At 66.5% G+C, this 14,190-nt stretch carries 9 protein-coding genes and 1 pseudogene; 3 read left to right on the top strand and 7 right to left on the bottom strand.

Annotated features, from left to right (window positions below):
* Positions 1 to 17 precede the first annotated feature (17 nt).
* Positions 18 to 818 carry a MipA/OmpV family protein gene (locus tag WDC87_RS01505; RefSeq protein WP_072167660.1) on the top strand — a complete coding sequence of 267 codons (801 nt, stop codon included), beginning with the start codon at positions 18 to 20 and terminating at the stop codon, positions 816 to 818.
* Between the two features lie 39 nt (positions 819 to 857).
* Here the strand turns inward: WDC87_RS01505 and WDC87_RS01500 are convergent, their stop codons facing one another.
* From WDC87_RS01500 to WDC87_RS01490, 3 genes and pseudogenes are all read right to left on the bottom strand, one after another.
* Complete coding sequence (locus WDC87_RS01500; protein WP_242015783.1) at positions 858 to 1,442, bottom strand: hypothetical protein; 585 nt, start codon at positions 1,440 to 1,442, stop codon at positions 858 to 860.
* A 54-nt stretch (positions 1,443 to 1,496) separates the two neighbouring features.
* Positions 1,497 to 4,082, bottom strand: a complete 2,586-nt coding sequence (gene clpB / locus WDC87_RS01495) for an ATP-dependent chaperone ClpB (protein ID WP_072167658.1) — start codon at positions 4,080 to 4,082, stop codon at positions 1,497 to 1,499.
* A 181-nt stretch (positions 4,083 to 4,263) separates the two neighbouring features.
* Positions 4,264 to 5,086: pseudogene (locus tag WDC87_RS01490) on the bottom strand (DUF3014 domain-containing protein).
* A gap of 169 nt (positions 5,087 to 5,255) precedes the next feature.
* Between WDC87_RS01490 and WDC87_RS01485 the strand changes: the two are divergent.
* Positions 5,256 to 5,966: a glutathione S-transferase gene (locus WDC87_RS01485; protein WP_252744893.1), complete on the top strand. Its 711-nt coding sequence runs from the start codon at positions 5,256 to 5,258 to the stop codon at positions 5,964 to 5,966.
* A 197-nt stretch (positions 5,967 to 6,163) separates the two neighbouring features.
* Here the strand turns inward: WDC87_RS01485 and WDC87_RS01480 are convergent, their stop codons facing one another.
* The 4 genes from WDC87_RS01480 to WDC87_RS01465 all read right to left on the bottom strand — a co-directional run bounded on the left by WDC87_RS01480 (position 6,164) and on the right by WDC87_RS01465 (position 11,288).
* Positions 6,164 to 7,768: a hypothetical protein gene (locus tag WDC87_RS01480; protein WP_072167655.1), complete on the bottom strand. Its 1,605-nt coding sequence runs from the start codon at positions 7,766 to 7,768 to the stop codon at positions 6,164 to 6,166.
* A gap of 301 nt (positions 7,769 to 8,069) precedes the next feature.
* Positions 8,070 to 9,788, bottom strand: a complete 1,719-nt coding sequence (locus WDC87_RS01475; protein WP_252744330.1) for a thiamine pyrophosphate-dependent enzyme — start codon at positions 9,786 to 9,788, stop codon at positions 8,070 to 8,072.
* 126 nt (positions 9,789 to 9,914) lie between these two features.
* Positions 9,915 to 10,769 carry an SH3 domain-containing protein gene (locus tag WDC87_RS01470; protein ID WP_072167653.1) on the bottom strand — a complete coding sequence of 285 codons (855 nt, stop codon included), beginning with the start codon at positions 10,767 to 10,769 and terminating at the stop codon, positions 9,915 to 9,917.
* A 36-nt stretch (positions 10,770 to 10,805) separates the two neighbouring features.
* Positions 10,806 to 11,288, bottom strand: a complete 483-nt coding sequence (locus tag WDC87_RS01465; protein WP_072167652.1) for a DUF3574 domain-containing protein — start codon at positions 11,286 to 11,288, stop codon at positions 10,806 to 10,808.
* A gap of 214 nt (positions 11,289 to 11,502) precedes the next feature.
* Between WDC87_RS01465 and WDC87_RS01460 the strand changes: the two genes are divergently transcribed.
* Positions 11,503 to 13,938, top strand: a complete 2,436-nt coding sequence (locus WDC87_RS01460; RefSeq protein WP_252744331.1) for a TonB-dependent receptor — start codon at positions 11,503 to 11,505, stop codon at positions 13,936 to 13,938.
* The last annotated feature ends 252 nt before the right edge of the window (positions 13,939 to 14,190 follow it).

The following is a 14,190-nucleotide window of genomic DNA, read 5'->3' as shown; positions in this document are numbered from 1 at the left end:
CATTGTCGAGAGTTTCCATGTCCCAGCTTCGCCGTTCCCACACCCTGCTCTGCCTGGCCCTGTTGCCACTGTTCGCTGCCCCGATCGCCCACGCCAAGGATGACCACTGGACCTTCGAGCTCGCCGCCGGTGGTGGCGTGGCGCCGCGCTACAGCGGCAGCGAGGAGTACCGTGCGACGCCTTCGCTGTCCTTCGATGTCACCTCGCCAGGGGGCTGGTTTCTGGGCACCAGTGGCATCGGCTGGGGCACGACCCTCGGCGAGCACACCCGCGTGCGCGCCTATGTCGGTGCCAGCGGTATCCGCAAGGACAAGGATTCGCTGCTCGGCGGTTCGGACTTCCTGCGCGGCATGGGCGATATCGATACCCGTCCCCTGGTCGGTGTCTCGGCTGGATATACGCTGGGCGAAGCCGTGCTGAGCGGCTCCTGGCAGTTCACCCGCAAGGACGAGGACAAGGCTGAGAACGGACTGGCTACCCAGCAGATTCACCTGAACCTGAGCATGCCGCTGTTCGACCTGGCCGGTGGCGTGGTCAGCGGCAGCGTCTCCACCGACTACGGCAACCGTGGCTACATGCAGACCTGGTACGGCGTCAGTCCGGAACAGGCCGCGCGCACCGGCTTTGCCGAGCACAAACCGAAGGCCGGCCTGGTCAGCGCCGGTGTGGGCCTGAAGTGGAGCCACCGCGTGGGCCGTAATGGCAACTGGTACATCTCGGCCGAAGGCACGCGCCTGCTCGGCGATGCGGCCAACAGCCCGATCGTGCAGAAGGCCAACCAGTTTGGCGTGATGAGCGGCTATACGCACCGCTTCTGATGCATGAAGGACGCCGCTGGGCGCCCTCTTTCGCTGCGATCAGTGGCAGGCTTGTGCGGTGCCGCTGCCGCACAAGCCGACCTCGCGCAGCCAGCCGATCCACTGCACGACGTCGTCCTTCTCCGGCTCGGCGCGGAACGACTTCTGCACGGTGTGGAAGCCCTGCCTGCCCTGCATGCCCTTGATCCAGGTGAACTCCGGTTTGCCGGTGCCGGGGTTCAGCGGGCAACTGAGCATCAGCAGCGCGAATGGCCGTCCGCCCTCCTCGCCTTCGCGGATCCAGTGGCTCTGCGCAGCCGGACAGGCCATGCGCCACCCCGCCTCGATGATGCCGAGGAACTCGCGCGGACTCACATGGCCACTGTTCGGCGCATCATTGACGGTGACCATGTCGGTCCAGTCCTGCACGGTCTGGCCCTGCGGCACGTACTCGGTGATGCGGTTGCCTTGTGCGTCGGTGCTCTGGTGGGCCTGCTGGTAACCCTTCATCGGCGGCAGCTGGACCTGTTCGACGGCTGCAGCGTGTCCAGCAACAGCAGCGAGCGCCAGCGCCATGCAGAGTGAAACCCTGCGGGTAACGTCCATGCGGTTCTCCTCGTCCTTGCGAAAGTGAAACGGGATCATTGTGCCTTGCTGAGGCTTTGGTGGCGCGCCAGCCATGGCAGGCGCGCCACCGGTTCAGGCCTTGGCGAAGACCAAGTGCCCACCCTCATTGCCGACTTCGATGGTGTCACCGTTGACGAACGCGCCGGACAGGATCTGCTGCGCCAGCGGATTCTCCAGCTGCGACTGGATCGCGCGCTTCAGCGGCCGCGCGCCATACACCGGATCGAAGCCGACGTTGCCGAGCAGGTCGAACGCCGCATCGGAGACCGCCAGCTTCAGCCCGCGCTCGGCCAGGCGCTTCTCCAGCCCGCGCATCTGGATGCGTGCGATCTGCTTGATCTGCTGCTTGTCCAGCGGGTGGAACACGACGATGTCGTCCAGGCGGTTGATGAACTCCGGACGGAAGTGCGCCTGCACCACGCCCATCACGGCCGCCTTCATCTGCGTGTAGGCCTCCGGGCTGTCGTCGCTGCTCATGTCCTGGATCTGATGCGAGCCCAGGTTCGAGGTCATCACGATGACGGTGTTGCGGAAGTCCACAGTGCGGCCCTGGCCGTCGGTCAGGCGGCCATCGTCCAGCACCTGCAGCAGGATGTTGAACACATCCGGATGCGCCTTCTCCACCTCATCGAGCAGGATCAGCGAATACGGGCGACGACGCACGGCCTCGGTCAGGTAACCGCCTTCCTCGTAGCCGACGTAGCCCGGGGGCGCACCGATCAGGCGGGCGACGCTGTGCTTCTCCATGAACTCGCTCATGTCGATGCGGATCATCGCGTCGGCACTGTCGAACAGGAACTCGGCCAGCGACTTGCACAGCTCGGTCTTGCCGACGCCGGTCGGGCCGAGGAACAGGAACGAGCCGGCCGGACGATTCGGATCGGACAGGCCGGCACGCGAGCGGCGTACCGCATCGGAGACGACCTTGATCGCCTCTTCCTGGCCGACCACACGGTTGTGCAGCACTTCTTCCATGCGCAGCAGCTTGTCGCGCTCGCCTTCGAGCATCTTGTTGACCGGGATGCCGGTCCAGCGCGAAACGACCTCGGCGATCTCCTCATCGGTCACGCGGTCCTGTACCAGCTTGAAGTCCTTGTGCTCGGCTTCCTGCGCGGCGGCCAGCTGCTTTTCCAGCTGCGGCAACAGGCCGTACTGGATTTCGCTCATCTTGGCGAAATCCTGGCGGCGCTGCGCAGCTTCCAGCTCCAGCTTGGCCTGCTCGACCTGTTCCTTGATCTTGGTGGCGCCCTGCAGCGCCGCCTTCTCCGACTTCCAGATTTCATTGAGGTCGGAAAACTCGCGCTCCAGCCCGTCGATGTCGTTCTCCAGGTCGGCCAAGCGCTGCCGCGAGGCTTCGTCCTTTTCCTTCTTCAGCATCTCGCGCTGGATCTTCAGCTGGATCACCCGGCGTTCCAGGCGATCCAGCTCCTCCGGCTTGGAGTCGATCTCCATGCGCAGGCGTGAGGCGGCTTCGTCCATCAGGTCGATGGCCTTGTCCGGCAGCTGGCGGTCGGTGATGTAGCGGTTGGACAGGGTGGCGGCAGCCACGATGGCCGGGTCGGTGATTTCCACGCCGTGGTGCACGGCGTACTTTTCCTTCAGCCCGCGCAGGATCGCGATGGTGTCCTCCACCGTGGGTTCGCCGACGAACACCTTCTGGAAGCGGCGCTCCAGCGCGGCGTCCTTCTCGATGTACTTGCGGTATTCGTCCAGCGTGGTCGCACCGATGCAGTGCAGCTCGCCGCGTGCCAGCGCCGGCTTCAGCATGTTGCCGGCATCCATCGCACCGTCGGCCTTGCCCGCGCCGACCATGGTGTGCAGCTCGTCGATGAACAGGATGATCTGGCCTTCGTTCTTGGCCAGGTCGTTGAGCACGCCCTTCAGGCGCTCCTCGAATTCACCGCGGAACTTGGCGCCGGCGATCAGCGCGCCCATGTCCAGCGACAGCACGCGCTTGCCACGCAGGCCCTCGGGTACTTCGTCATTGATGATGCGCTGGGCGAGCCCTTCCACGATCGCGGTCTTGCCCACGCCGGGTTCGCCGATCAGCACCGGGTTGTTCTTGGTCCGGCGCTGCAGCACCTGGATGGTGCGGCGGATTTCCTCGTCACGGCCGATCACCGGGTCGAGCTTGCCGCTCTCGGCGCGCGCGGTCAGGTCAATGGTGTACTTCTCCAGCGCCTGCCGCTGCTCCTCGGCATTCTCCGACTGCACGTTCTCGCCGCCACGCAGCTTGTCGATGGCCGCCTGCAGGCGGGTCTTGTCGGCACCGGCGGCGCGCAGCGCCATGCCCAGCGTGCCACCATCCTCCAGCGCCGCCAGCACGAACCACTCGCTGGCGATGAAGGCATCACCGTGCTGCTGGGCCAGCTTGTCGGTCTGGTTCAGCAGGCGCCCCAGGTCATTGCCCATCGAGACGTTGCCGGCCTGGCCGGACACCTTGGGCAGCGCGTCCAACGCCTCGGTCAGGCGCTCGCGCAGGACCGGCACGTTCACCCCGGCCTGCGCGAGCAGCGGGCGCGTGCTGCCGCCCTGCTGGTCCAGCAGCGCGCTGAACAGGTGGACCGGTTCGATGATGCTGTTGTCGCGGCCCACGGCCAGCGACTGTGCGTCTGCCAGCGCCTGCTGGAAACGCGAGGTGAGCTTGTCCATCCGCATTGCGAATCCTCATCGGTCATCAGGGCCGGCCCGCGCCGGCGATGCTGGGAAGATGCGGCTGCCCCACCCCGTTTCAAGGGTGGCTGCGACTGCACCCCGTAGCGAGTCAGCCTGCGGCCAGCATGCCGGAACGGGTGTGGTCGGCGCGTTGATCCCGATCAGTTCGGCGCAGTGGACCGGTTCAGCGGATGATCGCAGAGCGGAGCGCCCGCAGCTGCTGCTTGACCGCCCGCGCCTGCGTGGCGTCCATGCGCAACAGCGCCTTCTGGCCTATCGAGCGCGACTGCAGGGTGGAATCGACGAAGCGGTAGCGACCGCGCTCATCACGCTGCACCAATGGCGCCTGCACCAGTTCCGGGGTCTCCAGCAGATGGTCGATCACCGCCACCAGACGGTCGTTGAAGTAGCCGTCGGGCCGGCCCAGGTCGACGTAGGCCTGCTGGATCAACGGATAGAAGCGCTTGTAAGCCGTAGCCGCTGCCGCTGGATCCAGCGCAGTAAAGGCCTGCACATAGGGCGCGTAACGCGCCGAGTTGCTTGCCGCGATGCGTTCCCCACCCTCGCCAGGCTCGACCTGCAGGTTGCCCGGCAGCGGCCGTGCGGCCAGCGCCGTCGGCGGCACGCTTGGTTTGTCCAGGTTGTCGACCTGGGTGACCAGGCGCTGGATCAGGTGATCGCGCAGCAGCAGGGTCATCGGGCCCTCGCCCTGGAACAGCTGGCTCAATGCTCCCCCAGGCAGCCGTATCGCTGTCAGCCAGCTTCGGTAGCGCCGGATCAGCTGCGGCCTCGGTATCCAGCGGATGCTTGATCGTCGGTGGCGCTGGCGCGGGTTCCGCGGCCGCCTGCGGTTGTGGCGGTGCGCTGGTACTGGCGGGGGGCGATTGCACCGGCACCGAGACACCGTCTGCCAGGCTCTTCAGCTGATCGCGGAACAACCAACCGCCCGCGCCACCGATCACCACCACTCCCAACACCCAGGGCCATACCGCCTTTCCACTCTGCATGATGCAGCACCTCGTTTCACACGCATGGAGAAGGTGTGACCCCACCGGTTCCAGCCGGTTCCCCGTCTGTTCCGCTGCCGTTCGGCTTCGGCCCGCGCCAAAGCCGCGCTCACGCCTGCTTTGCATGCCCCGCGCGACGCTGTGGGTCTTTTCATGTGGAGGCACTGCCATGCAGTACGCGCTGTATTACTGGACCGGCATCCAGGGCCGCGGCGAGTTCGTGCGCCTGGCGCTGGAGGATGCCGGCGCCGACTACATCGACATGGCGCGGGTGCACGGCGATGCGGTGATGCAGCCGTTCCTGGAGGGCCACAGCGAAGGCCCGCAGCCCTTCGCGCCGCCGTTCCTGAAGGCCGGTCGCCAGCTCATTGCGCAGGTTGCCGCGATCCTGGACTTCCTCGGCCCGGCGCTGGATCTGGTGCCGCAGGCCGCATCGCGGCGGATGCAGGCGCTGCAACTGCAGTTGACCATCGCTGACCTGGTGGCCGAAGTGCATGACACCCATCATCCGATCGCCGCATCGAAATACTACGAAGCGCAGAAGACCGAGGCCAAGGCACGTGCCGCGTCGCTGCGCAGCGAGCGCCTGCCGAAGTTCCTGGGCTACTTCGAACGGGTGCTGGCCGCCAACGGTGGCCGCCATGCACTGCGCGAGCATTCGTATGTGGACCTGTCGCTGTTCCAGCTGCTGAGTGGGCTGGACTACATGTTCCCGCGTCGCATGCAGGCACTGGCGCCCACACTGCCCCTGCTGCGCGCGCTGCAGGCGCGGGTGGCGAAGCGGCCGAACATCGCCGCCTACCTGGCCTCGGAACGGCGGCTGGCGTTCAACACGAATGGCATCTTCCGCCATTACCCGGAGCTGGACGCCGAGCGGTAGTGCCGGCCGCTGGCCGGCAGAGCGCGCTGTAAGCATTCGCCGCCTGCAACACGCCCCTGTAGAGCCGAGCCATGCTCGGCTCAGAGCAGCCGAGCGCAGGCTCGCCTCTACAAGGCGGCAGAAGCAGAAGGGCCGGCAATGCGCCGGCCCTTGGATACCCATGAGCATGCCGGCCAGCGGCCGGCACTACCGTGGGATCAGCTGTCCCCACCCAGCGGCTTCACCGGCTGCTTCTGCAGCGACAGCAGGCCCAGCAGCACCGCCAGGGCCACGTAGGCGCCGGCAAACTGCACACTGATGATGCGCGCCAATCCTTCCAGCTCCCACGGCAGGTAGATGCCGCCGCGCGGATCCACCGAGTGGATCAGCCCGAACAGGGTCAGTACCGCCGCCACCAGCAGGAAGCCGCAGGCACGGCGCAGGCGGCCATCGACCATCGCCGCCACCGCCGAAATCCACAGCATCGAGGTGATGATGAAGCCATTGCCCAGGGTGAAGATCACCGCCAGCTCCGGCAGGCCGTGGCCGTCGAGCTTGGTCAGCAGCTGGGGCAGCTGATCCGGTGCGATCCAGCCGGGTGCCTTGATCGCCAGCAGGTAGGCCACCGAAGGCAGGAAACCGAACACCATCGCGCCGGTATGGTGGCGCGGCGTGGCCTGGAAGGCCTGGGTGGTGATGTCGATGGCCACGTACACGATGATCGGTGCCAGCACCGCCAGCGGCAGCCACTGCACCAGCCCGGAGATGATGCCGAGCATGCCGCCGATGCCGACGAACAGGCCGGTCAGCAGCGTATAGCCGCTGCGCGCGCCCATGTGCTTGTACGCCGGCTGGCCGATGTACGGCGTGGTCTGCGCGACGCCGCCACAGACGCCTGCCACCAGCGTAGCCACCGCTTCCACCAGCAGGATGTCGCGGGTGCGGTAGTCATCGCCGGCCGCACGCGCGCTTTCAGACACATTGATGCCGCCGACCACCATCAGCAGGCCGAACGGCAGCAGCAGCGGCAGGTAGGTCATCGCAGTGGGCAGGCCGTCGAGGAAGCCCAGCGTCGGCAGCGGCAGCACCACCTGCGGCGGCACCCACTCCGGCACATGGAAGCCCGGCGCACCCAGCCCGGCCAGGCCCAGGCCGTAATACAGCACGGTGCCGAACACGAAGGCCAGCAGCACGCCCGGGCCACGCACCGGCAGCTTCCCCTTGGCGATCAGCACATACAGCAGCAGGCCCAGCGTGGTGAAGCCGACCAGCGGCGAGCGCAGCGTTTCCAGCAGCGGCAGCAGGCCCATCAGCACCAGCGCGATGCCGGCAATGGAACCCAGCAGCGCGGCACGCGGCAGCGCGCGGGTGACTGCTTCACCGAAGAACGACAGCACGAACTTGAGCACGCCCATGATGACCAGCGCCGCCATGCCCAGCTGCCAGGTGGCGATGCCCGCCGCGTGCGGGTTCATGCCCTGCTGCTTGAACGCGATGAAGGCCGGGCCAAGCACCAGCAGGGCCATGCCGATGCTGGTGGGGGCATCCAGGCCGAGCGGCATGGCGGTGACGTCGTCACGGCCGCTGCGCGCGGCCAGCCGGCGTGCCATCAGGGTGTACAGCAGGTTGCCTATCAGCACGCCGAAGGCCGTGCCGGGGAACATGCGGCCGAACACCACGTCGGCGGGGAACTGGAAGATCCCGACCAGGGCCATGGCGATGAAGCCGAGGATGGAGAGGTTGTCGACGACCAGGCCGAAGAAGCCGTTGAAGTCGCCGGCGACGAACCAGCGACGCGGTGCGGCGGAAGCGGGAGCGGACATGGAAGGGGCGGTGGGGGTGGGGAGCGCCGATGGTAGGCCCAGCGGGGCCTGGGCGCCAATTCCGCGGTGGAATGATGGGTTCCAGCCAACGGCGGCGCCCCTCATGGCTGGGCGCGGGTAGAGTCGACTGTTAGTCGACTGGCATTGCCAGTTGGGCCGGTCGGGTAGGCTGCGCAGGGGTCGCCGCAACCGGACCCACCCCGCCATCCCACGGATACCCAGCTGTTGCTGTTGCTGCTGATGTTGCCGGCCAGCGGCCGGCCCTACCTCGGGTGCAGGGCGCAGCCCTGCATCGACCACCTCACTTCTTCAGGAAGTTGTCCACCAGCAGATGCTTCACGTCGTCGAAGCGACCGTTCAACATCGCCTTGGCCGCATACAGCGCCGTGCCGGCGACCTGCTTGGCCTCGATCTGCGGCGGCATCACCAGCTCGGCGCGACTCGTGTGCACGTCCAGCAATGCCGGGCCGCGCTGCGACAGGAAATCCTGCACCGCTTCCTCCAGATCCTCGCTGCGGGTGACCGTGCGGCCATGGAAGCCGATCACTTCGGCCAAGCGGCCGAAGTCCGGGTTCTTCAGGTCGGTGTAGTTGTCCAGAAGGCCTTCCACCTTCTGCTCCAGCTCGACGAAGTTCAGCGAACCATTGTTGAACACCACCACCTTGATCGGCAGGTTCTCCTGCGCCGCCGTCAACAGATCACCCAGCAGCATCGCCAGGCCACCATCGCCGGACAGCGAGATCACCTGCCGGCCGGGGAAGGCCTTCTGCAGCCCCAGCGCCTGCGGCATCGCGTTGGCCATCGTGCCGTGCAGCAGGCTGGTCAGCGTGCGGCGGCGACCGTTGACGCGGATATGGCGCAGCACCCACACCATCGGCGAGCCGCCGTCGGCGGTGAACAGTGCATCCTCGGTAGCGTGCTTCGAGAGCAGCGCGGTCAGGTGCTGCGGATGGATCAATTCGCCTTCGCCCGGCTGCTCTTCCTGTTCGCGCTTCTTCAGCGCCTTGTCGCGATGCTCGATGCACTCGTCCAAGAAACTGCTGTCCTCGCGCGGCGGCAGCATCGGCAGCAACGCATCCAGCGTCGGTGCGATATCGCCGACCACGCCGAGGTTCACCGGGTGGCGGCGGCCAAGGTGGCTGCCATCGCGGTCGACCTGGATGATGGTGGCCTTGTCCGGGTAGAACTGGCCCCAGGCGAAGTCGGCGCCGAGCAGCAGCAGCGTGTCGCACGCCATCAGCGTGTGGAAGCCGGACTCGATGCCGAAGATGCCTGTCATGCCCATGTTGTACGGGTTGTCCGGCTCGACGAAATCCTTCGCGCGCGAGGTATGCGCGATCGGGGCCTGCAAGCGCCGGGCCAGTTCCAACAGCTGTGCGTGCGCGCCCTGGCAACCGGCACCGGCGTAGATGCCGATGCGCTTGCCCTGCCCCAGCAGCTCGGCGATGCGCTGCAGTTCGGCGTCGGAGGGGCGCAGTACCGGCTGGGTGTAATGCACCGAGAACGGCACATCGTGCTTCACCTCGGCCTGGCTGATATCGGCCGGCAGGATCACCACCGCCACGCCACGGCGGCTGATCGCGGCCTGGCAGGCCAGGGCCACCACGCGTCGCGCCTGCTCCGGGCTGTGCACCTGCTCGCAGAACACCGTGCAGCTGCCATAGACCGACTTGAAATCCACTTCCTGCGGGAATTCCATGCCCAGCTCGCTGGTCACCACCTGGCTGGCGATCAGCACCATCGGCGCACGGTTGCGGTTGCTCTCGAACACGCCATTGATGAAGTGCAGGCCACCGGGACCACAGGAACCCGCGCAGGCGGTCAACTCGCCGCTCACCAGCGAATCGGCGCCAGCAGCGAACGCTGCCACTTCTTCATGGCGCACGTGCACCCAGGCGATCTCGCTGCCATGCATCGCATCAGTCACATGGTTGAGCGTATCGCCCACGATGCCGTAGCAACGGCGGGCACCGGCCTGCTGCAGGGCGTCCACCACGATTTCGGCCACGCGCTTGCTCATCGGATACATCCTCGAACGGGGGAACTCCCGAGGCTAGACCCGATGAAGTGATGCCTCCGCAAAAAAAGGGACGGAGGGAACTAACTCGCTTGTGCCGCAAGCGACTTAATTCCCTCCGTCCCCTTTCTAGTCGTTGACGTTGATCCAGCCCAGCACGTCGCCGTGCTTCGGGCTGCGATAGCGCAGCTTCACCCAGCCGTTCTGTTCATCCAGCAGTTCCACCCGATCGCCCTGCACCAGGTAACGCTTGGTGCTGGACGCACCAGGCCGGTCGAACAGGAACAGCCGCGCGGATGCCACGGTGGCCTGCTGGCCGCGCAACGGTCCATCCGGCGGTGCGCCCAGGCCATCGGCAATGGCACTTTCCAACACACGGCCGGCGGGATCATAGGTGCGCCAGACCGCCAACGGCCCGTTCTCTTCGCGTTGTTCCCACTGCAGCGCGGCGTTCACCGTATCGCCCAGCATCAGCACGCTCTCGGCGCGGTACAGATAGAGTGTCGCACCTGCAAAGCGATACTGGTCGGTGTACCACATCGGGCCGCTGCGGCAGCTACTGGTCAGGGTGCGGCTCAGGTGGTCGACCATCAGGCCCATCAGCTCGCCGCAGCTCTCCCTGCCGTGGGTTTCAGCCCGCAGCGCGCGGAACCCGGCACTGGCGGGATCGAACCGGTACACCGCCACCGCTTCGTTGACCATGCCGACCGGGGCGCGTGCAACCAGCTCCGGGTAACCATCGAAATCGACATCTTCGAGCGACCAGCGCGAATGGCCGTCGGCATCCGCCGCGCCGGCCAGCGTCTGCCGCTTGCCCGACGGTGACAGCTGCACGGCAATGCTGCCGTCCTGCAGGGGATCGGCATGCGCCTGCACATGCGCGCCCACCTGGAAGCGTAGCGTTTCGCCCTCGTCCTCCGCCTGCGCCGTCGGTGCCAGCGCGCCGGCCAACACCAGGCCCAGCAGGCATTCCCTGTAGTTCATCGTTGCTCCCTGCGGCACCGCGGCGGCACCTTCAACTCAGAACGATACCTCGACCGGCTGCCGCGACCACAGCACCGACTGATGCCTGGTCTGCTGCTTCCACGCCAGGCGGATCGCTTCGATATCGGCGCGGCGCTGCGGGGTGTCCTCATGCAGCACTACCAGCACCTTGGTGCGCAGGCGGTTGGGCGCGGCATCGCCGCGGAACAGCCACTGGCCATAGGCATCGAACACGGTCAGGCCATCGGGGAAGCGCGGGGTCACTTCCTTGTCCAGGAACGCGCGCCACTGCGCCTCGCTGATGGTGTCGGCCTGCGGGCGGTTGCCGGCGCCCTGCTCCTCGCCCACGCCGAAATACAGCTCGCTGCGCACCCAGCCGTGCGCGGAAGACGGGCGCGCGGCGTCGCCCTTCAGTTCGGCGGTGGTGGCCGTGGCATAGGCGCTGGGCGCCTGCGAAGAGAGGCTGGCGCAGCCGCTGGTGGCCAGCAGCACGGCGAAGACGAGGCCAAGGTGTTTCATCGGTACAGCTCCGGGGAAGGGGGACAAGGCGAGCCGGCAGCGTACCGCGCCACCGGCCCGGCGTGCTGATGCCAACCGGGCATCAGCTCATGCCGGACCGGCAGGGGCTTGCATCCGCACCGGTCATCACGCGAAGATAATATATCGCTTCATCCGGATGGATGTAAGTGACACCATCTCCCCTTCCCCCGTCGTCGTTGTTGCTGGAGTCCCCATGTCCGCCCGCCTGCCCGCGTCGCCGCTCGGCCTCGCCATCGCCCTCGCGCTTTCCTCCGCCGCCGCCCCGGCCCTGGCCCAGGACGCCACCAACCTGGATACGGTGATCGTCACCGGCACCCGTGCCGCCGACCGCACCGTGCTCGAATCCACCTCGCCGGTGGATGTGCTCACCGCCGAGGACATCCGCAAGGCCGGCGTGGTCAACGGTGAGCTGGGCAGCGCGCTGCAGGCGCTGCTGCCGTCGTTCAACTTCCCGCGCCAGTCCAACTCCGGTGGCGCCGACCATGTGCGCGCCGCGCAGCTGCGTGGCCTGTCGCCGGACCAGGTGCTGGTGCTGGTCAACGGCAAGCGCCGCCACCACACCGCGCTGGTCAACACCGACAGCAAGATCGGCAAGGGCACCACCCCGGTCGATTTCAATTCGATTCCGGTCAGTGCGATCAAGCGCATTGAAGTGCTGCGCGATGGCGCCGGTGCGCTGTACGGCTCGGACGCCGTGGCCGGCGTGATCAACGTGATCCTCGACAACGGCGGTGACGGCGGCGAGATCGAGGCGAGCTACGGTGCCAACCACACCGACCTCAAGCCGATCGGCCGCACCCTCACCGATGGCCAGACCGGCAACATCAGCGCCAAGGTCGGCACCTCGCTGGGCGAAGACGGTGGCTTCCTGCGCGTCGGCCTGGAATACAAGCACCGCAACGGCACCAACCGCGCCGGCTTCGACCAGATTCCGCCGTGGGACCAGACCCCGGGCAACCTGGCACTGCGGGGCAAGCGCAACTATGTCCTGGGTGATGGCAAGAGCAAGGACATCAACCTGTGGCTGAACACGGAGATTCCGGTGGGCCAGACCTCGACGTTCTACGCGTTCGGTACCTTCAACCAGCGTGACACCGAAGGCGCCAACTACTTCCGCTATCCCGATGGCGATGCCAACTGGAAGCAGGTCTATCCGAATGGCTACCGGCCGATCTCCGAAGGTGAGAACCGCGACGTGCAGGCCGTGGCCGGCGTGCGCGGGCAGTGGGGCGAATGGAGCTACGACGGCAGCCTGGACTACGGCCAGAATGACTTCACCTATCGCCTGCGTGATTCGCTCAACGCCTCGCTGGGCCCGACCAGCCCGACCCGCTTCAAGACCGCCGATTACGAATATGCGCAGACCGTGGGCAACCTCGATCTGAGCCGCGTGTTCACCCAGAACGACAGCATCAGCCACACCCTGGGCCTGGGCGTGGAAGCACGCCACGAGCGCTACCAGACCCGCCCTGGCGACCCGGCCAGCTATGCCGCCGGCCCGTGCACCGACCGCCCGACCGGTTCGCAGGCCGGTGGCGGCCTGACCCCGCAGGATGCGGCGCGCCTGTCGCGCGATGTGGCCAGCGCCTATGCCAGCCTGTCCAGCCAGTTCGGCGAGAAGTTTTCCACTGATCTGGCCGCGCGCTACGAGCACAACGACGACTTCGGCGGCGAACTGACCGGCAAGCTCGGCCTGCGCTATGAGTTCACCCCGGCGTTCGCGCTGCGCGGCGCGATCTCCAACAACTTCCGCGCGCCGTCGCTGGCACAGATCGGCTACGAGTCCACCTCCACCGGCTACAACGCAGGTGGCCAGCTGGTGCAGGGCCGCCTGCTGTCGGTCAACAATCCGATCGCACGCGGCCTGGGGGCACAGAACCTGAAGCCAGAGAAATCGCTGAACACCTCGCTCGGTTTCACCAGCCGCATCGGCGAGCATTTCGACCTGTCGCTGGACTTCTTCCAGATCGACATCGATGACCGCATCGCGCTGTCGGAGAGCATCACCGGCGATGCGCTGACCGACTACGTGGCCGCCAACTACGGCGTCAGCGGCCTGCAGAGTGCCAGCTTCTTCGTCAACGCCGCCGACACCCGCACCCGTGGCGCCGAGCTGGTGAGCAACTGGCGGCAGTCGCTGGGCGATGGCCAGCTGCTGCTGACCGGCACCTATGCATATACCAAGACCACACTGAAGAACGTGCTGGCCACCCCGGCCCAGCTGCAGGCGCTGGACCCGGATTATGTGCTGTTCGGGATTGAAGAGACCAACACGCTGACCGATGCCACACCGCGTACACGTGGCAGTTTCTCGGCCGCATGGAGCAACGACCACTGGTCGCTGAGCACCCGCGTGAACCGTTATGGCAGCGCCACCCGTGTGTTCAACTTCGGAGACGGCTACATCCCGCGCCAGACCTACCAGGCCGAGTGGAAGCTGGATGCGGAAGTCGAATACCGCATCACCCCGCAGTGGAGCGTGGCCATCGGCGGGCAGAACCTGACCGACAACTATCCGGATCGATCCAACAGCGATATCCACTACTTCGGCAACCTGCCGTACGACGTGCTGTCGCCGATCGGCAGCAACGGTGCGTACTACTACGGCCGCGTCCGCTATACGTTCTGATTGCATTGGACCAATCACTCCCGGTGGGTGCGGCCCGTTGGTCCCCCCACCCCCCGTTTCAAGCAACCCTCCCCATCGTGGGGCCCAAACCCGCCGGCCCACCCCAGGCTATTCCGCTCTTTTGGTGTGCGCGCCGTGGGGCGGCACACACGCAAAATCTAACCCGCCTGACACCCACCAAACACCCACCCACGGACTCTTTGGCGTCAATAGCTCAACCCAGCGCCCCCCGACCCCACCCCCATTCGTTTT

This window comes from Stenotrophomonas maltophilia group sp. Smal12 (assembly GCF_037079935.1).
Classification (GTDB): Bacteria; Pseudomonadota; Gammaproteobacteria; order Xanthomonadales; family Xanthomonadaceae; genus Stenotrophomonas; species Stenotrophomonas sepilia.
This window is presented reverse-complemented; position numbering and strand designations above follow the sequence as displayed.

Excerpts from the sequence above, each read along its gene's own strand:
- WDC87_RS01475 (WP_252744330.1), bottom strand. The coding sequence starts at position 9,788 with ATGAGCAAGCGCGTGGCCGAAATCGTGGTGGACGCCCTGCAGCAGGCC.
- WDC87_RS01500 (WP_242015783.1), bottom strand. The coding sequence starts at position 1,442 with ATGATCCCGTTTCACTTTCGCAAGGACGAGGAGAACCGCATGGACGTT.
- WDC87_RS01460 (WP_252744331.1), top strand. The coding sequence starts at position 11,503 with ATGTCCGCCCGCCTGCCCGCGTCGCCGCTCGGCCTCGCCATCGCCCTC.
- clpB (WP_072167658.1), bottom strand. The coding sequence starts at position 4,082 with ATGCGGATGGACAAGCTCACCTCGCGTTTCCAGCAGGCGCTGGCAGAC.
- WDC87_RS01485 (WP_252744893.1), top strand. The coding sequence starts at position 5,256 with ATGCAGTACGCGCTGTATTACTGGACCGGCATCCAGGGCCGCGGCGAG.
- WDC87_RS01465 (WP_072167652.1), bottom strand. The coding sequence starts at position 11,288 with ATGAAACACCTTGGCCTCGTCTTCGCCGTGCTGCTGGCCACCAGCGGC.
- WDC87_RS01480 (WP_072167655.1), bottom strand. The coding sequence starts at position 7,768 with ATGTCCGCTCCCGCTTCCGCCGCACCGCGTCGCTGGTTCGTCGCCGGC.
- WDC87_RS01505 (WP_072167660.1), top strand. The coding sequence starts at position 18 with ATGTCCCAGCTTCGCCGTTCCCACACCCTGCTCTGCCTGGCCCTGTTG.
- WDC87_RS01470 (WP_072167653.1), bottom strand. The coding sequence starts at position 10,769 with ATGAACTACAGGGAATGCCTGCTGGGCCTGGTGTTGGCCGGCGCGCTG.